The organism is Colwellia sp. MB3u-41, from assembly GCF_014076845.1.
Classification (GTDB): Bacteria; Pseudomonadota; Gammaproteobacteria; order Enterobacterales; family Alteromonadaceae; genus Colwellia_A.
The window spans coordinates 296,009-317,783 of record NZ_JACGUT010000084.1 but is presented as its reverse complement, the minus strand read 5'-3'; the positions used below and the strand labels follow the sequence as shown (position 1 = coordinate 317,783).

Sequence of the window (21,775 nt, the reverse complement as noted above, 5' to 3'; positions counted from 1 at the left end):
ACTTGTTTTTTTATCCATAATAAAGATTTTTAAGTAGAGAAAATATTACAGTTGAAGTAGCACTAGCAAAAAACATTTTGTTACACTAGAATGCTTTGCTAAACACTTATTTTATTTAGCTAAATAGAAAATAAGGATACGATAGTAACATAATAATATAGCGTACGTGGCACACTCAAAGGAATAGCTCACTCATGAAAAAAACAATTTCGGCACTTATCATCGGTTTGGTTTGTGCAACTAACTCTACGTTAGTTAACGCTGAAGATTTATTGAGCGTATACAAACAAGCGCAAGCCAGTGATCCTACAGTATTAAAACTTCAAGCTTTATTTAATGCATCAAAAGAAGATATTGATCAAGCGAGATCTGTTTTATTGCCACAACTTAGTGCTGCTGCTAGCTACACAGAAAGTGAGGGTGAGTTTATACCTACATCAGATGATGGGAAATCGTCTGATCAAACACTGACTAATAAAAGTGATAGCCTACGCTATGGCCTTAACTTAAACATGCAACTATATAATCATAGCACTTGGTTAAGATTAGATAATGCGAAAAAAGCAGCCCATCGTAGTGATGTAACTTACCAATCGGCAAAACAAGAATTAATTGTTCGGGTAACAACAGCTTACTTTGATGTGCTCAGTGCAAAAGATGATTTAGATTTTGCAAAAGCTGAAAAAGCCGCAATCGAGCGTCAGTTAGAGCAAACAAAACAACGTTATTCTGTTGGCCTAAAAGCGGTGACGGATGTTCATGAGGCACAATCACAGTACGATAATGCTGTTACTTCTGAAATTCGTGCTGAAAATAGCGTATTTACTGCTGAAGAAGCCTTACGTGTTATTACTAATGTTTATCCTCGTGATTTAAATATATTAAATACTGAACGCTTTAGCACTTCTCGTCCTATACCTGATAGCGCTAACGAATGGCAACAAACAGCTGAAGCTAAGAACTTAGATCTTATTAGTCAAAAAATAGCGGTTGACGTAGCAAAAGAAAATATCAATATTGCAAGATCAGGTCATTACCCAACGTTAAGCCTAACCGGTAGCTATACAACTTCGGATCAAGACAATGAAGTAAACAATATTACCTTTAACAATCCTGCACTAGATAGTCAGTCTATCGGTATAACTTTAAACGTGCCTATTTATTCAGGTGGTGCTATCACAAGTGCTGTTCGTCAAGCACAAAGTAACTATGTTGCCGCAAGCCAAGATTTAGAACAAACACACCGCAATGTTGTTCGTAATACACGAAATGCTTATAACACAGTGATTGCTGCTGTTTCAGCAATTAAAGCCCTAGAGCAAGCGCTTGTTAGTTCTGAGAGTGCATTAAAAGCGACAGATGCTGGCTTTGAAGTGGGTACTCGTACTATTGTTGATGTATTAGATAGCACGCGTAATTTATACAACGCAAAACGTAATTTGTCTTCAACGCGTTATAACTATGTACAATCAATTTTATCGTTAAAACGTGCGGCTGGAACCATTAGCGAGCAAGACTTAGTTAATATTAACAAAGGGTTAATAGAAGCTAAGTAAACGAATTGTTCATTACCATCCATGGCACCACGCTATTGCCTCCATGGATGAAGCTACTTAGTTATTGTCTGGAACAAAAAAACTGACCGTTGACGTGCATGGATGGACTAATGCCTAGAAAGACAGGATGTCTGAGAGAGGCCATCCTGAACATATACGTTCATTGCCATCCATGGCACCACGCTATACCGTTCATCCTGAACATAAAAAAGCCCTGAAATTCAGGGCTTTTTGTTATTAACTAAACATAGCTTTTACATCAGTCACCATTTTTTGAAATTCTTCGCTCTCCATAAAGTTCACGTCAGATAAAATGCCTTTATTCACATAACTCTTTAAAAGCACTTCACAGGTAGATTCATTTTTGAAAATACCGTGATAAATAGCACCGACGCGAATAAAATCTAAGTAATGAGCTTCTGCTGGCAATACCGTTAAATCCCCCCAACTCGTCACTAAAGTGATAAAATCGTTTGAGAATCCCCAAGCTTTAGTCACTTCCCCACCTATATCTCCAGATAACTTGGCGATAGCTTGCTTTAAGAATGTAGGGTTAGCGAAAACATCTGGGTGCTTTTCAGCTTCAGTTAAAATCGGTAAAACACCAATGTTATGCACGAGCGCGGCGAGGGTTAATGTATCTAATGTTAATGACGTATGTTTATGGCCTTGTATATAAAAAGTCATTAAGCTAATTGCGACAGAGGCAACATCGATAGTTTTTTCCCATGATTGTTTCAAATACATTGAAACAATCTTATTTTTAGAAACAAATACTTGTTCTAATGCCATTGCTGTAGCAATGCTTTTTATTTGGCGAAGCCCAATACGAGTAACCGCTTGATTAACTGTTTCTACTTTTACAGAACGGCCTAAAATAACGCTATTAGCAACTTTCAACATACCCATAGACAATGCTGGGTCATGACCGATAATATCACTCATTTGGTTTAAATTAATATCTGGATTATCTGCAGCCTCACGTACCTTGAGTGCTATTTCTGGTAACGTTGGCAGTACAAGTGCATCTTGTTTAATCTTTTCTACTAAAATTGTATAAAGGGCATTTTCAGCTCCCATAGTCTCGCCTTAATTATTATTATGATTTATAACTTCTAATACATAAAAAATAGCACACTTTTATGCTTATATTATTATTTTAAGTCAAATATTAGTAAATTTTTCAATACGGTACCTTTACAGATTTACCGCCTGTATTTGTAATTTATGTATTTAATGACTTATTATGATTTTCATCAAAGAACAGCTTAATAAGCTGATTGCCTAAGGTAAACGAAATTCTTATAATTTGCAGAATTTAAAATAACCTGCCTCATAAATTATCTTAGCACCTCAATTACTCTCTCCTGCTGGAAGCTTAAAAAATATGCGTTATGCCTTTGCTTACGAGGCTGATGCGGTCTATGCAGGCCAACCTCGTTATTTTTACGGGGATCTAATAATGAATTCAATCTAGAAAATTTGAAGATTGGTATCAATGAAGCTCATGCGTTAGATAAGACGTTTTATTTAGTTAATAATATTGCCCCGCACAATAGCAAATTGAAAACCTTTATTAAAGATATTGCCCCCGTTATAGCAATGAAACCTGATCTGATAATCATGTCTGATCCTGTACTCATCATGACGATACGAGAAGTATTCCCCGATATGGCAATTCATCTCTGTGTTCAAGCAAATACTGTAAATTGGGCAACAGTGAAATTTTGGCACCAATAAGGCGTTGAACGCGTTATTTTGTCACGTCAATTATCGATTGATGAAATTGAAGAGTTACACTTTCACTGCCCTAAAATGGATTAAGAAGTTTTTGTACGTTATGCGTGGCATATTCTGGCCGTTGCTTATTATCTGGCTATATCTATAAGCGTGACCCAAACCAAGGAACATGCACGAATTCATGTCGGTGGAAGTACGATAGCCATCAAGTAAAAGAAAACGAAACACGCAATATAATTGCAATTAATCCAGAGATATTAGTAAAACCACAAATATTTACACCTAGCCCAAAAGACATCATCATTCAAGAGCAAAAACCAGTCGATGAACTTGTTTTACTTCAAGAATAAGGCCGACCCGGTGAATATATGTATGCGTTTGAAGATGAGTACGGCACTTACATCATGAATTCAAAGGATTTACGCGCTGTTGAACATGTTGAGCGTTTCGTTAAAATAGGGGGACATTCATTGAAAACAGAAGGCAGAACAAAGTCACTTTATTACGGGGCTCGAACTACACGAATTTATCGCCCAGCCATTAACGATACTTTAAACAATAAACCTTTTAATAAAAACTTAAATATTGATTTAGAGCATCTTGCTCACCGTGGTTATACCGAAGGTTTTTTAAAGCGTCATCGCCACGGTGACACACAAAATTATGACCAAGGCTATTCAAAGGGTGGCACCCAACAATTTGTTGGCGAAGTATTAGCTCACAACGAACCAACAGGTTTAGTTGAAATTGACGTAAAGAATAAGTTTTTAGTGGGTGACCACTTAGAACTAATAACACCTACAGGTAATAAATCTTTTACCTTGTCTCACATGGAGAACGTTAAGGGATAAGCCATTCTTGATACAAAAGGATCTGGCCATAAAGTATCAATCCTTTTAGAAACAGAGCATGATCTAACCTTTGGAGTTATTATGCGCTACCTTGACCAAGGAAGTACAACACGCCATCCCTTTGCAAAAAATCAACTAACCTAGTGACACTTTATGGCACTTATTATCCAAAGCACATGTATCGACTGTGATATGTGTATCCAGAATGCCCTAACGAGGCGATCGCATTAGGTGAAGATATTTACGAAATTGATACCAGTAAATGTACCGAATGCACCGGGCATTATGACAAGCCTACTTGTATTAGCGTTTGCCCTATTAATTGTATCAAAAAAAATCTAAAGCATATTGAAAATGAAGCGACGCTCTTAGCTAAATTTATGCGTATGCATGGTTAACTGTATTTTCAGCTAAAAAAGGAGCTAACCAGCTCCTTTTTTATTTAAGATAGAGGGTACTAAACAGAAATAGGCGCTTTTATATGAGCGTGAGATTTATAATCAACTAATTCAAAGTCTTCAAAGGTAAAATCAAAAATACTGTCTATGTCAGGGTTTATTTTCATGGTTGGCAAAGCTAATGGTGTGCGCGAAAGTTGTTCGTCAACTTGTTCCATATGATTTGAGTATAAGTGTGCATCGCCAAAAGTATGTACAAAATCACCTAATTCTAAATCACAAACTTGTGCGATCATCATCGTAAATAAAGCATAGCTAGCAATATTAAATGGCACCCCTAAAAAGATATCAGCACTACGTTGATAAAGCTGACACGAAAGTTTGCCATTTAAAACATAAAATTGAAAAAGTGTATGACACGGTGGTAAGGCTTGTTTGCCCTGTGCCGCATTTTCTGATGGACTAATAGATGTATCAGGTAACAATGCCGGATTCCAAGCCGTGATAATATGACGTCTAGAATCAGGGTTAGTTTTTAAGTCGTGTATAAGTTGTGCAAGCTGGTCAATCGTTTCACCGGTTGCAGATGGCCAATTACGCCATTGCACCCCGTACACTGGACCCAGCTCCCCCTCTTCGGTAGCCCAAGCATCCCAAATTTTCACACCGTTTTCACTCAAATACGCAATATTAGATTCACCCTTGATAAACCATAATAACTCATGAATAATTGATTTTAAGTGGCATTTTTTAGTGGTAACCAGCGGAAAACCTTTAGCTAAATCAAAACGCATTTGATAACCAAAAATACTTTTGGTGCCCGTACCTGTGCGGTCTGATTTTTCAACACCGTTATCACGAACATGTCGCATTAAATCTAAATATGCTTTCACTCTATTTCCTTCTCTAAAAATGCGTAGTCTTAAACAAACGGTATTTTATACAAAATGTTATTAGCTTAGTATCATTTTTAACGCAACTAACATTAAAAATATCGCAAATGCTTTTTTGATAGTACTCACGGGTAACTTGCTTGCCGCTTTAACCCCTATAGGAGCAAAAAAAGAAGACGTTATGATAATACCGAGCAAAGCTGGTAGATATACATAGCCTAAGCTGTATTCGGGTAAATGTTCTTCTCCAAAACCGGCAATAACATAACCACTAACACCAAATATAGCGACAACCATACCACTGACTGTTGCCACCCCAATAGATTGACGTAAAGGCACTTTAAAGTAACTTAGTACGGGCACCAAAATAGCGCCACCCGCAATACCCATAAGGCTTGCTAAGATACCGGTGAAAAAGCCAATAAGCTTAATGATGATATTTTTAGGTAGTTTTTCATCATCACTATTATTAATCAATTTATGTTTCTTGGCACGACTAATCGCAATAAACATATATGATGAGAGAAGAAACACCGCAATAGCAAACGTATTTTTTAAGGCTTCCACTGAAAGTATATCAGCAATAAAAGCGCCCAATAATGAGCCTAATGCAATCGCTAGCATTAATAGTTTTGCCAGGGGCCAAGGGATATTACTATTACGATGATGTGCCAAAGCAGCAGAGAGTGAAGTAATAACAATAGTGGCTAACGAGGTGGCAAGTGCCATCGGCATCACTAAGTTTGGCTCAATCCCTAACTGTGGTAATAAATAAACCAAAGCAGGGACAATAATGAGCCCACCACCAATACCTAAAAGGCCAGCACAAAAGCCGACAACCGAGCCGAGTAATACGCAAGTTAGAAAAATACTCAATAACATTATTAACTGCTTCTTAAATTAAAGTAACAAAGAAAACTACCTGCCTGCACGTACGAAGCCGCCTAAACCAAATAGCTCAAGTTGTTCATTTAAATAGCTGTGTACTTTTTTAGACGTTGATAGGGTAAGCACATGCGCCAACATCAATTTAACTTGATGAAAGTCAACATGACGGATCACCCATTTTATTTTTGCAATATTATGCGCGTTCATACTGAGTTTGTCATACCCCATTGCTAATAATAATAAAGCACCTGCTGGTTCACTCGCTAACTCACCACATAAGCTCAATGGCACTAATGAGCGAGTTGATTGCTCAGCTATATGGTTAAGTGCTCTTAAAACCGCGGGATGATATGAATTATATAAACCTGAAACACGTGCATTGTTACGATCAACCGCTAATAAATACTGGGTTAAATCATTACTACCTACCGAAAAAAAATCAACCTTGTCCGCTAATTCAGGCAGTTGATAAATAATACCCGGCACTTCAATCATTATACCAATTTTGGGACGAGTAAGCTTTTTTTCACTGGTAAAGTTAAGTTCAGCAGACAGTTCATAATAAGCTTGATTGATTAAACGAGAAGCTTCATCTACCTCTACAACACTTGAAATCATCGGTAACATTATTTCTAAGTTTTCTTGCCCAACATTAGCGCGCAACATCGCACGTACTTGTAACAGGAAAATCTCAGGATGGTCGAGTGTGATACGTATGCCACGCCAACCAAGAAATGGATTGTCTTCATTTATAGGAAAGTATGGCAAAGACTTGTCGCCACCCACATCAAGCGTACGCATAGTAACAGGCTGATTGGGGAAGGCGCTTAATACTTGACGATAAAGTTGAGTTTGCTCACTCTCTGAAGGAAAACAACTACGATTCATAAAAGGAATTTCAGTACGATATAAACCGATCCCCGCTGCCCCTGAGTTTTTTGAATGTTCAAACCCTGAAGAAAGTCCTGCATTTAATTGCAGTTCAATAGCATGACCATCTTTTGTAATAGCAGGTAATTTCTCTACTTTTTTAACCTTATCAGCAAGTCGTGTCTCTTGTTTAATTAAGTGCTGATATTCACGTTGTAACGCCTCGTTAGGCTGAACAAAAAGCTCACCACTGTAACCATCAACAATGCAGTTTTTTTGATGTAAACGACTCAGTGAAATTTTATCGATCCCCATTACAGCGGGCACACCTAAAGCTCTTGCTAAAATAGCCGCATGGGAATTATTAGAGCCTAATAGCGAAACAACACCTTTCAAACCTTGGTGTTGATACTGCGCGAGCATAGCAGCGGTAACTTCTTCAGCAACGAGTATAAACTCGTTAGGAGGCGCTTTTTCATTGATATTTAAATTTTTTAAATTTAGTAGTAAACGATTACCCAAATCACGGATATCACTGGCTCTTTCACGAAAGTAACTATCATCTAATGCTTCAAATTGAATTACATAACCATCAATTATCTGCTTTAAAGCACTTTCAGCAGTCCAGCCTAGTTTTATTTTATCAGACACCTCTTTCCCGATATTAGCATTGTCTAATAGTTGCTTGTACATATCGAAAATATCAAGAGAACTGTCAGCAATAATGCCTTGCAGTTTACTTGTCATGAGATCGAAGTCTATGCGTGTTTTCGTAACCGCTTCTTCAAAGAGTTGTAATTCTAGAACAGGGGTTTTAGTTCGCTGCAAATATACGGTGGCTAAACTTACCACAGGATAAACAACAAACATTTCGCCTATCATGACCCCTGAAGATCCAGCAACACCTTGCAATGCTTTAGTCCAATGACTATTGGTATCTTGCTCGGTGATTAAAAAATTAGCTTCGGCATTGGCTAATGACGTTGCTAATTGGGCTGATAAAGTCACTAAAAAGGCTTCTTCATTTTCGGTAAAATACCTAGCCTCTTTTTGTTGAATAGAGAGTATGCCCAATACTTTACGGCGATGAATAATGGGGGTACCTAAAAAAGCATTGAGTTCATCTTCTTCAACTTCTGGGGCATGAACAAATTGTGGATGATGTTGCGCGTTCGCAATATTGAGGGGTTCTTCTCGTTGACCAACTAAGCCGACTAACCCTTCGGTGAAGCCAATCGTTGTTTGACCTAATGAACGTTCTGCTAATCCGTCAGAAGCCACCAATAAAAAATGTTGTTTATGATGATCCGCAAGATAAATGGAGCAACAATCAGTATTCATCGTTTCTTTTATTTGTACAACCATACGATGCAAAGCACTGTCGAGTTCAGCATTTTGGCTAAATTCAAGAACGATTCTACGTAGGGTTGTTAACATACTGCTCCTTAAATAAAAATAGCTTGCAAGCAAGCTATTTATAACCTATTACACTTTAAGATACAGCTTATATCTTAAAGTGTAATAGGTATATTATACATCTGTTGTTTTAATCGTAAAAACGGCTACATAATAATAATCAACTACGTCGTTTACGGTTATGATGACGATAAGAAGGCATAGACGCCTGCGCAAATTCCTTCATCACTTTACGGTAAACTTCACGTTTAAAAGACACCACCTGACGCACTGGGTACCAGTAACTTACCCAACGCCAATCATCAAACTCTGGATGATCAGAGTGAAGCAAGTCAACCGCAGACTCTTCTGAAGTTAGCTTAAGTAAAAACCATTTCTGTTTTTGCCCAATACAAACAGGTTTACTTTCATGCCTAATTAAACGTTTTGGTAATTTATATCTCAACCAGTGTTTTGTCGAAGCAACAATACTGACATGTTCCGGTTTTAATCCCACTTCTTCGTGTAATTCCCGGTACATGGTTTCTTCTGCTGTTTCTCCCTCATCAACCCCCCCTTGTGGATATTGCCAAGAGTGTTGACCATAACGCCTAGCCCAAAACACTTGTCCTCTATCATTGATTATGACTATGCCGACATTAGCTCGATAGCCTTCGGCATCTATCAAAGGAATTCCCAATAACTTCATAAAATATAGTTTGATTCTTCCATAATATGGGCTTGCGGGCAATTAATTAATTTTTTATTTTATTTAACTATAGCGCGAAAAGTTTCGAATCTTTATACTGACCAAAGAAAGATCACTACTAAAGAGCTTTAGTTATTAACATTAATATTCCCACTAATGAAAATGAATTACGCAAAAGAGCACAGGCACTAGCGGGGGTTAATTTAGCCGAAATAGCTGAGCAAGCAGGCGTAATCGTCCCTAAGAATTTAACACGCGAAAAAGGTTGGATAGGCCTTTTACTTGAGCAAGTTCTTGGCGCTAGCGCAGGGTCAAAGCCCGAACCAGATTTTCCACATTTAGGTATTGAATTAAAGTCATTGCCCATTAATACACAAGGTAAGCCTTTAGAAACCACCTTTGTTTGCGTTGCACCATTAACAGGCTTAGTAGGTGCGAGTTGGCAAACTAGTCATATTCGTAACAAAATGGCCCGGGTGCTATGGGTGCCAGTTATTTCTGAGCGACATATTCCAATAGGTGAACGCATAGTTGGCACTCCCTTTATTTGGTCTCCGTCTCCTGAAGAAGAACAATTACTTGCATTAGATTGGCAAGAACTTACTGATATGATTGTTCTAGGGGAAGTTGAAAATATTTCAGGAAAACACGGACAAGTGCTACAACTTCGCCCTAAAGCGGCCAATAGCCAAGCTAAAACACAAGCCTTTAATAAACACGGTCAACCGTTTCAAACTCTCCCTCGAGGTTTTTATTTAAAAACTTCTTTTACCCACATGTTATTACGTAATCATTTGCGTATTGATTAATCCTCAACATATTATTTGTTGTGGTTTAGGTAAGCTGAAATACTTGGAAGCGCTTTACAGCAAAGGTGGTGGGCGCGGCAGGAGTCCAACTTGCGACCGGAAGAGGTTAGCTTCGTAGCCATTTTTGTCTGCTCGGTCTATCAAGCATCATTTTAATCCTATAAAGCCTTCACTTTATTTTAGCCGAAAAAAAACCAATCCGAAGATTGGTTCATACCATTTCCATTAAGTTTGTGTTCAGCTTGTGCGTAGGGGAAATTAATCAGGACAAGGCACCCGATTGAGCAATAGCTGGCTATTGGGATTGAGAGTAACGCAGTAATGGTTGATTTTAACCAGCACAAATGAGCAATAACTTGGTGGCCCTGGTATCAATCCTGCTTTACAGCAAAGGTGGTGGGCGCGGCAGGAGTCGAACCTGCGACCGGAAGAGGTTAGCTTCGTAGCCATTTTTGTCTGCTCGGTCTATCAAGCATCATTTTAATCCTATAAAGCCTTTACTTTATTTTAGCCGAAAAAAAACCAATCCGAAGATTGGTTTATTCCTGCTTTACAGCAAAGGTGGTGGGCGCGGCAGGAGTCGAACCTGCGACCGCCTGGTTCGTAGCCAGGTACTCTATCCAGCTGAGCTACGCGCCCACAGTAAACGTTATTTAATATCTGGTTAAAAGATAATACCCATTATTTTTATAAGCTTGGTATATGCTTAACAATTTAAACACTATCACAAAGGATTATATTTTAATTATTGATGGTGCTATTTTACAGGAGAAAAAAAACCAATCCGAAGATTGGTTTTTTCAGCTTTACAGCAAAGGTGGTGGGCGCGGCAGGAGTCGAACCTGCGACCGCCTGGTTCGTAGCCAGGTACTCTATCCAGCTGAGCTACGCGCCCACAGTAAACCTTTTTTAATATCTTGTTCAAAGATAATATCCATTAATTTTATAAGCCTTGATATTTGCTTATTCCACAATTCAATAAAGAAGAATGGTGGGCGCGGCAGGAGTCGAACCTGCGACCGCCTGGTTCGTAGCCAGGTACTCTATCCAGCTGAGCTACGCGCCCTCACATGAACTATTTTTTATATCTTAGTCTAAAGATAGCAAATTTCTTTGCGTTTACTATTCTTATCAAAGTTACCCATGATAAAAGTAATGGCGGAGAGCGAGAGATTCGAACTCTCGAACGGATTTAAAGCCGTTACTCCCTTAGCAGGGGAGCTCCTTCGGCCACTCGGACAGCTCTCCATTTTTACTTCCTTACTACAGAGTTATGGTATGTATTTAACATGCATACTATATAAAACGCTCTATCAGGCTATTAACCAGATACTCCCTTAACGGGTGAGTGTCTTCAACCTCTCGGTCACATCTCCAGTGGGTGCGAATACTAATGGATCGAGAAAATAAGTCAAACATTTTTTTCAATTTTTCTATAGTTTTAGAACTGTTTGCTGGGAATTCAACCAACAAGGCTATTATTCATGCTTAAAATGGTATTGTTCAATAAATTAAGTAAAAATAAATTAATTTTTAGCCATTAAAAAAGTCGGCTTTTGCCGACTTTTTTTAACGACAGTAATTAACAAAGCTAAAATTTGTTACCTGCTTCTGCTTCTGTTTCCCCTTCGCTATTATCACTTCCTGTTTTCTCTGCTTGTATGCGCATGTAAATTTCTTCACGGTGAACAGATATTTCTTTTGGTGCATTTACACCAATGCGAACCTGATTACCTTTTACGCCTAAAACAGTAACGGTAACTTCATCACCGATCATTAACGTTTCACCAACCCTACGAGTTAAAATTAACATCCTAAATATCCTTTATGTTTAAAAGCCAGTCCACTAAAAAATTATAAGCTAGTAATAAATTTAGTTTAATTTTGGTAAAAGTACATAATAAAAATTAAAAACTTTGTAGAAAATAGTTACTTAAGTTCACTAATACTCAGTTTTACTGCTATTTACAAAGATTTTATTACCACAAGTGATAACGAGTTATTAACTTTGTACTTATAACCAATATTGGCATTCTAGCAAGCTTATTCAAGCAATAAATAGATTTTTATAATATTTTTATAACTATTTGTTATTATTAATATTATAGGTAACGTTAGCTAAGGTTACATTAACATTTTTGTAACCTACTTCGCTATTTAAAAGATTTCCCATCAAAAAAGGAGCTAAAGAGCTCCTTAATGAAATATTAGCTGAGTATCATATTACGATAGTTTATCAGTTAACCATGCTTTCGCAGCGTCTAGTGCTAATGTTAGATTCTCAGGCTGAGTCCCCCCTGCTTGAGCCATATCTGGACGTCCGCCACCTTTACCCCCAACGTGTTGAGCTGCTGTGTTAACTAAATCACCCGCTTTTACTTGTCCGGTTAGATCTTTGGTAACACCCGCGATTAAACCCACTTTCCCCTCTGATGCTGTGCCTAAGAGAATAATACCTGAACCCATTTTATTTTTGAGTTCATCCATCATGCCACGAAGCGCTTTAGACTCTACGCCCGCTAAATCTGCAATAAGTACTTTTACACCATTAACATCTACAGCCTCACTGATTAAATCAGAACCGGCTTGAGCCGCCACTTGCTGTTTTAGGATTTGAATTTCTTTTTCGAGTTGCTTACCACGACTTATTAATTGTTCAACTTTCCCAGGCATATTAGCAATATCAGATTTCACCATAGAAGCAATCAAAGCTATATTTGATCCTTGCTGCTCAGTGAAAGCAAGTGCACACTCACCAGAAACTGCTTCGATTCTGCGCACGCCAGCAGCTATTCCTGACTCAGAAACTATTTTAACAAACCCTATATCGCCAGTACGCTCAACATGAACACCGCCACAAAGTTCTGTTGAGAAGCCGCCTAAAGTAACAACACGTACTTCATCATCATATTTTTCACCAAACAATGCCATCGCGCCTTTTTCTTTAGCGTCATCTATCTGCATTAATTCAGTTTCACGTGCTAAATTATTACGTATTTGTTGATTGACTAAACGTTCGACAGTTTGTAGCTCTGTTGGTGTTACCCCCTCAAAATGAGAAAAATCAAAACGTAACTTTTCAGCATCACATAACGAACCTTTTTGCGTAACATGTTCACCCAAGACGCTACGTAATGCCGCATGAAGAATATGGGTAGCGGTGTGATTTTTAACAATAGCGGCACGTCGTTCAATATTTATTTCAGCTTTTACACGACGATTTACGCCTAAATCAGCACGTGCAATACCTTTATGAGCAAAGGCATTACCCATTTTAGTCGTATCATGTACTTCAAAAATCCCATCATCAATATGAAGAACACCTTGGTCGCCTGCCTGACCACCCGACTCTGCATAAAAAGGCGTTTTGTCTAAAATAACAATGCCCTGCTCGCCTGCTTTTAATTCAACAACCGACGTTTCACTATTGAATAACTCGACAATTGTTGAAGAAAATTCATTACGGGTATAACCTTTAAACTCTGTGTTGTGATCAGATTTAAGCTGATCATTATAATTAGAACCGAACTGACTCGCTTGCTGAGCACGTTCACGCTGCAGGCCCATGGCTATATCAAAGCCATTGTGATCGACTTTCAATTGACGCTCGCGAGCAATATCTGCAGTTAAGTCAGCAGGAAAACCATAGGTGTCATAAAGCTTAAAGGTATCCTCGCCTGAAATAGTATCGCCTTTAAGACGAGCTAAAATATCTTCAAGTAAGAGCATACCGCGATCAAGGGTACGGCCAAATTGCTCTTCTTCAATACGTAATATTTTTTCAATAACCGCTTGTTGACTAATCAGCTCAGGGTAGGCTTCACCCATTTGCTTGCCTAGTGAGGCGACTAGTTTATGAAAAAAGTGTGATTTCGCTTCTAATTTATGACCATGACGGACAGCACGTCGAATAATGCGACGTAATACATACCCGCGACCTTCGTTTGAAGGCATAACACCATCGGCGATTAGAAAGCTACATGAACGAATATGGTCCGCAATAACACGCAAAGATTTATGTTCTAAATCATTACATTGCAGTAACTCAGCCGTATCTTTAATTAATCCTTGAAAAATATCAATTTCATAATTGCTATGCACGCCTTGCATTATCGCTGAAATGCGCTCTAAGCCCATGCCTGTATCAACAGAAGGTTTTGGTAAGTTTTCCATGGTACCGTCAGCATGGCGATTGTACTGCATAAAAACTAAGTTCCATATTTCAATGAAGCGGTCGCCATCTTCATCGGGTGAGCCAGGAGGTCCACCAAAAATATTTTCACCGTGATCATAAAATATTTCAGAGCAAGGGCCACATGGCCCAGTATCACCCATTGACCAAAAGTTATCAGACTCGTATTTTTTATCTGGCGACTTATCGCCAATACGAATAATTTTTTCTACCGGAATACCAATTTCATCACGCCAAAAAGCAAAAGCTTCTTCATCGCTGTCATAAACAGTTACTAATAATTTTTCTTTAGGTAACGCTAATTTAGTGGTCAAAAATTCCCATGCAAAACGTATAGCATCTTCTTTGAAATAGTCACCAAAACTAAAGTTTCCTAGCATTTCAAAGAAAGTATGGTGACGGGCCGTATAGCCAACATTCTCTAGGTCATTATGTTTACCACCGGCACGAACACAACGTTGCGAAGAAGTCGCACGGGTATAACTTCGGCTCTCCCCCCCCAGAAAAACATCCTTAAAAGGAACCATGCCCGCATTGGTAAATAATAACGTCGCGTCATTACCTGGAACTAATGAACTACTTGGAACAATTTGATGTTGCTTCGACGCATAAAAGTCTAAAAATGTTTGACGTAATTGGGCACTAGTTTTAATCATGGGAACGTTCACTCTCTGAAAAGTTAATTCTTGAATTTTATTCGTTTAATCGTTACGAGTATCTTTAATCAGCGGTATGATTTCATCAGGAGAGAAACCTCGATACTGCATAAATCGAATGCGTTTTATTTTGTCTTTTTGGTCTTTTGGGTCTTTTTGGTCTTTTTGGTCTTTAATCATACTTTGCCAATACGTTTATTATACGCAAGCTCGGCTTGAAGATACCAACCAATTTGTGGCTTTTTGTTCAGTTCAACTATAATACTGTCACAAACACCTTTTTGTGCCAATTCATTACTGATATAAAGCCAACCATAACCTTTATTGAGACGATTACCAAACAAGCATTAGGCAAAGTGTTGCCCACTCAAATAGTTTTTTTCAATTCAGTATTCAAGAACTGGCGTAATTTCATCTTCACTGTGTTCACGTAATTTGAGTTTTTCCATTAACTCTTGATCAGAATGCTCGCGACGGGAGAGAATATCTACCGAACAATGTAAAATTGCTTTATTCAATGAATAATTACCTTTAAAGACATTTTTTCTCTTATTTTAACGCTAAATTAACGCATAATCATAGTGTTCACTATTTGCTTTTCGCATGAATAATTAAGTTTTTACTTTGAGTGAATAATCACGCAGAATAAGTTGTTATAAAGTAAGCGTTACGTTTATAGATAATCAGCAAATCAACAGGGATCTGTATGAAGGTATATTTTAAGAACCTCAGTCAAACTTTTACCATTTTTTGTATGACATTATTGCTTTCTGCCTGTGGTGGTTCTAATGATAAATCAAAAAATTACGCCATTAACGCTGATGTTTCAACGATTAGCTTTAGCAATGAGATAATTACTGAGTTTGACGATTCAATAACCGTTAATGTTACTTTTGCTGGCGACGGTTTATTAGTGGGTTATGCCCCTGACTCCCAACCTGTGGGCTGGCTAGCCTTTAGAACTGAAAACCTAACCAGCAATTCTGCCACTGTTCATATTGATTTAACCCAAGCAGACCAAATTAATTTAGGTGAATACGTCACAAAGCTGCGTTTTTCAACTGGCGAACTCTCTGATAATGGCGCAACCTTAGTGCATCATGACATCAACGTTTCATTACTTATTTGGCAAGCAAATATAGATACTGAGCTGGTCAGTTTTCGTGGCACCTTTGGTGATGTCAGCATTCCTAGCCAAACAATCGCTATCACCAGTGAGAGTAATAACTGGCAGTTAAGCAGTGATATTGACTGGATAACGTTTGACATATCTTTGGGCTCAGGTGATGCAACGGTCACCGTTACCCCGAATATTAGCAGTTTTACTGCCGCGCAGTTAGCAAGCGGAAATATTATACTCACCGAAACAACAACGGGTGATACTAAGCTAATCCCTGTTGAAGTTGGTTTAGATAATCAGTATTTGTATGCCAACCAAGCCAGCTTGGCTTTTACGTCAACCGCGAATATTTCAGTGCTTGAGCAAACCATCAAAGTCAGTACCAACAGCAGCGCTGAAATAAATTGGCAAGCAAGTTCCGCCTCAACCTGGTTAACCTTAACAAAACTCGACAATGACTTTCTCAAGGTTGCTGTTGATGTTAATGCCATGCCGGTAGCGGCAATAAGTCAAACTGAAATAACCCTCAATGCCATTGAAAATGAAGTTGTTATTGGGCATGTTCTACCGGTATCATTATTTCAAAGTGCTGAGCAAACAGAAACTAAAGTTATCACGGACATAGCCGCAAATATCGATACCGTGATAGCAGCACCTAACATGCCCTACTTTTATGTTGGCTCAGAAAACAACTTACTTGTTTATCAACAATATAGTGGTGAATTAATTGCAACCATCGCTATCGCTCCTGATAACACCCTACTTGAGCAATTTATTGTTCATCCTGACGGTAGTAAATTACTCGCAAAAGCGCTTGAAGTTGTTATCAATGAAGACGAAACCACCACTGAAGTTGTTCATCGTTATAATATCAATTTAAGCGATTATAGTTTTACTGAAATTGCATCACCAACCATAGAGTTTGAACCTAGCCGTTACGTACAATTTTCTGGCCGATACTTTATTGTCACGCAAACACTTGAATATGCAGATGAAGAGTTGCAACGCTTATTTTGGGATCGTGAGAATATCTCTTTCACGGCAACCATTGACCAAGCCAGTGAAACAGAAGCTTTATATGCACTAGACTTTCAAACAGCAACCTTAAAGCGCTATAACGCAAAAATTAATGACTTTAGTCAAGATAAAATCATTACTACCTCAACCCATGAATATAAACCAGAACGGTTAGCTGAAGCCGATAGTATTTCAAGCTTTGTCGTTAATAATAACGAAACGGCGCTTTATCTTATTAGCCCAACAAGTGAACACATTAGCTTTGATGGCACCGCTTTTACCGATATGGGATTACTCAACCAAGCAGACGGTGCAACGACGTTATTTGTTGAAAAGTCGAATAACAATTTTGCCCATTATCTTCGTTTTGTTCCCGCTAGCGGCTTCGTTGTGAATGTTTACAACCAAGCATCAGCACTGACTGCTACCATTGAAACTCAGGGACAACAGCCCACCAGCATTGATATTTCATCTGATAATAAACGCTTGTTAGTGAACGCGGTAAATAGTACTCAAATAGAAATGGTAACTTTAGCGCAGTTTGATGTGTCTGCATCTCAGTTGTCCTTTAATACTACCTTAGGCAATGCCAGCGTTGCTAGCCAGGAATTGACTATTTCAGGCGTGAGTGATTCATGGCAAGCAACGACAGATGTTTCATGGTTATCCTTTACCCAAACAACAACGGAAGAGAGCAAAACGCTTGTCATTTCCATTGACTCAAAGGAGATCACCGGTTGGGGGTTATTTACCGGTATCATTACTATTACCGACCCAGAGACGGGTATCAATGTACAAGTAGTGGTTGAGTTAGCGGTTGATGAAATAAGGTTATTCAGTAACGCTTCAGCATTAACTTTTACTTCACAAGCGGACAAGTCAACGCTCAGTCATACGGTAGATATTGTCACCAATAAATCCAGTACGGTAGCTTGGCAAGCACAAAGTAATGTTAATTGGTTAACGTTAACGGCTGATACCGTTAATAATACCCTAGCGATCGACGCTAATCCAAGTAAAATAACGACTAATGGTTTGTACTATGGCGAAATCACCTTAGCACCCGTCAATAGTTCTGAAAGCCTCAAGGGTACAATAAAAGTCAGCTTTGAAAAAGGCGATTTTGACACAACAAGCATCAGTGAAATTGTTATCACTGATATTACACCTAATACCTCAGCTGTCGTATTAGACCCGCTTCGTCCTAATATTTATATCGGCCAAGGTGATGTGGTAAAAGTGTTTAATATTATTACTGGCGCTGCAATAACAACGATTAATTCACCGCTTGGCGGTGTTGACTTAACCGACTTGGTTATTCACCCAAATGGCACACTGTTGTTAGCTTCAAATAGTGAAAATTACAACGATGAAAATGGACAGCCACAAAAGCGTATTAATCATTATCAAATAAACCTTAACGATTTCAGTATTAACTTACTGCCAGCAGCTAGCATAGATCTACAATTTAGGCCTAAAACTATCGCGATGGTCGCCGGTAAAGCCATTGTTATCAGCCAAGCGTTAGAATATGCAAACTTAGCCTTAGCGGTGCAGTTTTGGGATAGAGAAAATACTTTCAATTCACCCATTATCTATGACATACCAGCAAGTAATCATGTTATTGCTTATAACGCTAACACTTCAGCATTGCTACAATATACTTTAGCGTACAATGCCTTTACTGCTGAAAGTGTTCAACAAATCGCCAGTAATGAAAATATTAACAGCGCTTATAGTGGCGTTTTATCAAATATAGTCACCAGTAGTCGTGGTACAGATCTTTATACAGCGAGTACCACTTCAGAGTGGACAACTTTTGATGGTACAAGTTTTACTGACCAAGGCGTTTTGCGAGCGAGTATTCGAACGGTTAACGTAGCCATTGACTCGGCTAATAATAGTTATTTCTATCGTTTCGATAGTAGTGGCTTTTTTATTCTCAGTAAATATGATGAAAACCAACAAGCTTTATTTACTGTCGGATATACTGCCGGTTCTGTTGACAGTTATATATCGCCAAACTACCAGCGAATAATTCACTACAATTCGACTGAAAATAGCTTAGTACTTGATTATATTCCTGATTAAACTCAGCTATATATTGCACTTATGTAATCCTGTGCTCGCACGGGATTTTTATTTCCACTAAAGCCTACTTATTTATCTTATTCTGTATTTTACAAAAATAATCAAGGTAAAAGCTGACAACTTAACAATTCAGCTTTATTAATCAGTTACTCACCGTTTTTAAATGTGCTGCGTCTTGTAGCTTGGCGAAGTGCAACATAGAATCAGTCTATTAACTTTGTTGATGATGGATTAACAAAGTCATTTTATTTACCAACATTTAATAAAAGGTCATTTATGAAGAAGCGCTTATTAGCCCCTCTTGCCATTGCTATTGCATTAGCGGGTTGTCAATCAAACGACAGCAACACCAGTAAAGCTCAAAAAAGTAAACAAACAACTCAGCAAGCTGAACATGTAAATCTATTGTTTAGTGAGTTTACGACACCACACGGCATTCCTCCTTTTGATCAAATTCAAAAAAGTGATTACTTACCTGCTTTCGAACAAAGCATCATCGATAATAAAAAAGAAATTGCTGTCATTGCGAATGCGACAAGTGAAGCAACATTCACAAATACTATTGAAGCCATGGAAAAGTCAGGTGACTTTCTCAACCGAGTAAGCAATGTGTTTTATGGCTTAACGGGATCAATGTCTGACGAAGAAATGCGTAGTATTGCCAAAGCTGTATCACCACAATTATCAGCGTTAAACGACGATATTAATCTTAATGCTAAATTATTTGCACGTGTAAAAGTGGTTTATGACAAAAAAGATCAGCTGAACTTAAAAGTAAACGAATTAACCTTACTTGAAAAGACCTACAAAGGTTTTGTCCGTGGTGGTGCTAACTTGTCAGATGCTGATAAAGTAAAGTTACGCCAGCTTAATACACAATTAAGTGAATTAAGCTTAAAGTTTGGTGAAAATTTATTACACGAAACTAACAGCTTTGAAATGGTTATTGATAACAAAGCTGACTTAGACGGTTTGCCCAGCGATATTATTGCGGCTGCTGCTGTTACCGCAACAGAGCGAGGCTATGATGGTAAATGGGTGTTTACTACACATCGTCCCAGCAAAAACCCGTTCTTAACCTATGCAACTAACCGCAAATTACGTGAAACTTTATATAAAGGTTACACCATGCGCGGCAATAATGACGACGCGTTTGATAACAAAAAAATTGCTGCAGAAACAGCAAGCTTACGTTACAAAAAAGCGCAGTTACTCGGTTATAAAACGCATGCTCATTTTGTTCTTGAAAATGCAACAGCCAAAACACCAGAAAACGTTTTTGGTTTATTAAATCAGGTTTGGCCAGCCGCTTTAGCAAGAGCAAAAGAAGAGTCAGCCGATATACAAAAACTGGCGAATCAACAAGGCGCAAAAATCGAAGTAGAAGCATGGGATTGGTGGTTTTACTCCGAAAAAATTCGCAAAGCTCGTTACGACATCGACGCCGCTGAAACTAAGCCTTATTTTTCACTTGAAGGGACTTTACAAGGTATTTTCTTCACTGCTGAAAAACTGTGGGGCGTAACGTTTAAAGAACGTAACGACTTACCTAAATACCATGAAGATGTACGTACCTTTGAAGTCTTTGATAAAGACGGCAGCTATGTTGGTATTTATATGACTGATCATTACGTGCGCGAAAGTAAACGTGGTGGTGCTTGGATGAGCAGTTTCCGTAAGCAACACCGTATGTATGGTGAAGAAGTTACTCCTATTATTTACAATGTATTGAACTACCCTCGTCCTGTTGGTGATACACCGACATTATTAACCTTTGACCAAGCCTCAACCTTATTCCATGAATTTGGCCATGCTATTCAAGGGTTATTGTCTAATGGTTATTATCGCTCTCAAACAGGTACTGCTTTACCGCGTGACTATGTTGAGTACCCATCACAAGTGATGGAAAATTGGATGACAGAGCCAGAAGTATTAGCAAACTTTGCTAAACACTACAAAACAGGCGAAGTGATCCCAATGGAGCTGGTTGAGAAAATTCAAGCTTCAGGAAAGTTTAATCAAGGTTTTGGTACCACAGAATACCTTGGTGCCGCTTTGCTTGATATGAGCTGGCATTCTTTAGAAACGGCTGAATTACAAGATGCAGCGGTATTCGAGAAAAAGGTCTTATCAGAAATTGGCTTAATCAAAGAGATATCACCTCGTTATAGAACCGGTTACTTTTCTCATATATTCTCTGGCGGTTATTCATCAGGTTATTACGGCTACATTTGGTCGAATATCTATGATGCAGATACTTGGTTAGCGTTTAAAGAAAATGGCATATTCGATGAGAAAACTGCAGATTTATACCGTAAGCATATCTTAGAGCCCGGTGGTAGTGAAGACCCAGCAATAATGTACCGTCGTTTTAGAGGTCAAGACCCTAAAGTTCAACCTTTGCTTGACCGTCGTGGTTTAACGACAACTAAATAACGTTAACAGCAGTATTATTAATATCCGTTATTTAAGACTCCGTCATGCTGATACTACATTTATATGAGTACCAGCATGACGATTTACAACTAAAAAAGAGATTAACTGACATAGCGTTTTATAGTCGCTAAAAAACGCTATGTGCTTATATTTA

The 21,775-nt window shown here is 38.4% G+C and carries 14 protein-coding genes, 4 tRNA genes and 2 pseudogenes; 6 read left to right on the top strand and 14 right to left on the bottom strand.

Annotated elements, in window-relative coordinates; all coding sequences use genetic code 11:
* Window positions 1–194 precede the first annotated feature (194 nt).
* Window positions 195–1,556 (top strand): outer membrane channel protein TolC, encoded by a 1,362-nt coding sequence (gene tolC / locus H4J73_RS18065; RefSeq protein WP_182223330.1) that lies wholly within the window; start codon window positions 195–197, stop codon window positions 1,554–1,556.
* 237 nt (window positions 1,557–1,793) lie between these two features.
* Here tolC and H4J73_RS18060 read toward each other — a convergent pair whose 3' ends face one another.
* Entirely contained in the window at window positions 1,794–2,636 is an 843-nt protein-coding gene (locus tag H4J73_RS18060) for an HDOD domain-containing protein (RefSeq protein WP_182223329.1), read from the bottom strand.
* 262 nt (window positions 2,637–2,898) lie between these two features.
* On the opposite strand from H4J73_RS18060, the pseudogene yegQ reads away from it, so the two are divergent.
* Window positions 2,899–4,291, top strand: a pseudogene (gene yegQ, locus H4J73_RS18055) (tRNA 5-hydroxyuridine modification protein YegQ).
* A gap of 9 nt (window positions 4,292–4,300) precedes the next feature.
* A pseudogene (locus H4J73_RS18050) lies at window positions 4,301–4,545 on the top strand (YfhL family 4Fe-4S dicluster ferredoxin).
* A gap of 59 nt (window positions 4,546–4,604) precedes the next feature.
* Here H4J73_RS18050 and H4J73_RS18045 read toward each other — a convergent pair.
* The 4 genes from H4J73_RS18045 to rppH all read right to left on the bottom strand — a co-directional run bounded on the left by H4J73_RS18045 (window position 4,605) and on the right by rppH (window position 9,279).
* Window positions 4,605–5,438: a thymidylate synthase gene (locus tag H4J73_RS18045; protein ID WP_182181870.1), complete on the bottom strand. Its 834-nt coding sequence runs from the start codon at window positions 5,436–5,438 to the stop codon at window positions 4,605–4,607.
* A 60-nt stretch (window positions 5,439–5,498) separates the two neighbouring features.
* Entirely contained in the window at window positions 5,499–6,320 is an 822-nt protein-coding gene (locus H4J73_RS18040) for a sulfite exporter TauE/SafE family protein (RefSeq protein WP_182181869.1), read from the bottom strand.
* A gap of 36 nt (window positions 6,321–6,356) precedes the next feature.
* Window positions 6,357–8,633: a phosphoenolpyruvate--protein phosphotransferase gene (gene ptsP / locus H4J73_RS18035; RefSeq protein ID WP_182181868.1), complete on the bottom strand. Its 2,277-nt coding sequence runs from the start codon at window positions 8,631–8,633 to the stop codon at window positions 6,357–6,359.
* A gap of 139 nt (window positions 8,634–8,772) precedes the next feature.
* Window positions 8,773–9,279 carry an RNA pyrophosphohydrolase gene (gene rppH / locus H4J73_RS18030; RefSeq protein ID WP_146799994.1) on the bottom strand — a complete coding sequence of 169 codons (507 nt, stop codon included), beginning with the start codon at window positions 9,277–9,279 and terminating at the stop codon, window positions 8,773–8,775.
* Window positions 9,280–9,440: 161 nt separating this feature from the next.
* On the opposite strand from rppH, the gene mutH reads away from it, so the two are divergent.
* Window positions 9,441–10,109, top strand: a complete 669-nt coding sequence (gene mutH / locus H4J73_RS18025; RefSeq protein WP_310649602.1) for a DNA mismatch repair endonuclease MutH — start codon at window positions 9,441–9,443, stop codon at window positions 10,107–10,109.
* A 562-nt stretch (window positions 10,110–10,671) separates the two neighbouring features.
* On the opposite strand, the gene H4J73_RS18020 is transcribed toward mutH, so the two are convergent.
* From H4J73_RS18020 to H4J73_RS21090, 9 genes are all read right to left on the bottom strand, one after another.
* Window positions 10,672–10,748 (bottom strand) — tRNA-Arg (locus H4J73_RS18020).
* A 179-nt stretch (window positions 10,749–10,927) separates the two neighbouring features.
* Window positions 10,928–11,004, bottom strand: a tRNA-Arg gene (locus H4J73_RS18015).
* A 94-nt stretch (window positions 11,005–11,098) separates the two neighbouring features.
* A tRNA-Arg gene (locus H4J73_RS18010) sits at window positions 11,099–11,175 on the bottom strand.
* A gap of 90 nt (window positions 11,176–11,265) precedes the next feature.
* Window positions 11,266–11,357: transfer RNA gene (locus tag H4J73_RS18005), tRNA-Ser, on the bottom strand.
* A gap of 343 nt (window positions 11,358–11,700) precedes the next feature.
* On the bottom strand, window positions 11,701–11,922 hold the full coding sequence (gene csrA / locus H4J73_RS18000; RefSeq protein ID WP_182181867.1) for a carbon storage regulator CsrA: 222 nt from the start codon (window positions 11,920–11,922) through the stop codon (window positions 11,701–11,703).
* 410 nt (window positions 11,923–12,332) lie between these two features.
* On the bottom strand, window positions 12,333–14,957 hold the full coding sequence (gene alaS, locus H4J73_RS17995; protein WP_182223328.1) for an alanine--tRNA ligase: 2,625 nt from the start codon (window positions 14,955–14,957) through the stop codon (window positions 12,333–12,335).
* A gap of 45 nt (window positions 14,958–15,002) precedes the next feature.
* Window positions 15,003–15,137: a RecX family transcriptional regulator gene (locus H4J73_RS17990; RefSeq protein WP_182188775.1), complete on the bottom strand. Its 135-nt coding sequence runs from the start codon at window positions 15,135–15,137 to the stop codon at window positions 15,003–15,005.
* Complete coding sequence (locus H4J73_RS17985) at window positions 15,134–15,301, bottom strand: hypothetical protein (RefSeq protein ID WP_182250275.1); 168 nt, start codon at window positions 15,299–15,301, stop codon at window positions 15,134–15,136. Before H4J73_RS17985 ends, H4J73_RS17990 begins: the two co-directional genes overlap by 4 nt.
* A gap of 42 nt (window positions 15,302–15,343) precedes the next feature.
* On the bottom strand, window positions 15,344–15,475 hold the full coding sequence (locus H4J73_RS21090) for a hypothetical protein (RefSeq protein ID WP_259367884.1): 132 nt from the start codon (window positions 15,473–15,475) through the stop codon (window positions 15,344–15,346).
* Between the two features lie 188 nt (window positions 15,476–15,663).
* Here H4J73_RS21090 and H4J73_RS17980 point away from each other — a divergent pair, with 188 nt between their 5' ends.
* Window positions 15,664–19,185 carry a BACON domain-containing protein gene (locus H4J73_RS17980; protein WP_182181863.1) on the top strand — a complete coding sequence of 1,174 codons (3,522 nt, stop codon included), beginning with the start codon at window positions 15,664–15,666 and terminating at the stop codon, window positions 19,183–19,185.
* A 276-nt stretch (window positions 19,186–19,461) separates the two neighbouring features.
* Window positions 19,462–21,621 (top strand): M3 family metallopeptidase, encoded by a 2,160-nt coding sequence (locus H4J73_RS17975; protein ID WP_182181862.1) that lies wholly within the window; start codon window positions 19,462–19,464, stop codon window positions 21,619–21,621.
* Window positions 21,622–21,775 lie beyond the last annotated feature (154 nt).

Bases quoted from the DNA above. Each gene is read 5' to 3' on its own strand.
- H4J73_RS17980 (WP_182181863.1), top strand. From the start codon at position 15,664: ATGAAGGTATATTTTAAGAACCTCAGTCAAACTTTTACCATTTTTTGT.
- alaS (WP_182223328.1), bottom strand. From the start codon at position 14,957: ATGATTAAAACTAGTGCCCAATTACGTCAAACATTTTTAGACTTTTAT.
- H4J73_RS17990 (WP_182188775.1), bottom strand. From the start codon at position 15,137: ATGATTAAAGACCAAAAAGACCAAAAAGACCCAAAAGACCAAAAAGAC.
- H4J73_RS17975 (WP_182181862.1), top strand. From the start codon at position 19,462: ATGAAGAAGCGCTTATTAGCCCCTCTTGCCATTGCTATTGCATTAGCG.
- H4J73_RS18040 (WP_182181869.1), bottom strand. From the start codon at position 6,320: ATGTTATTGAGTATTTTTCTAACTTGCGTATTACTCGGCTCGGTTGTC.
- ptsP (WP_182181868.1), bottom strand. From the start codon at position 8,633: ATGTTAACAACCCTACGTAGAATCGTTCTTGAATTTAGCCAAAATGCT.
- csrA (WP_182181867.1), bottom strand. From the start codon at position 11,922: ATGTTAATTTTAACTCGTAGGGTTGGTGAAACGTTAATGATCGGTGAT.
- tolC (WP_182223330.1), top strand. From the start codon at position 195: ATGAAAAAAACAATTTCGGCACTTATCATCGGTTTGGTTTGTGCAACT.
- H4J73_RS18060 (WP_182223329.1), bottom strand. From the start codon at position 2,636: ATGGGAGCTGAAAATGCCCTTTATACAATTTTAGTAGAAAAGATTAAA.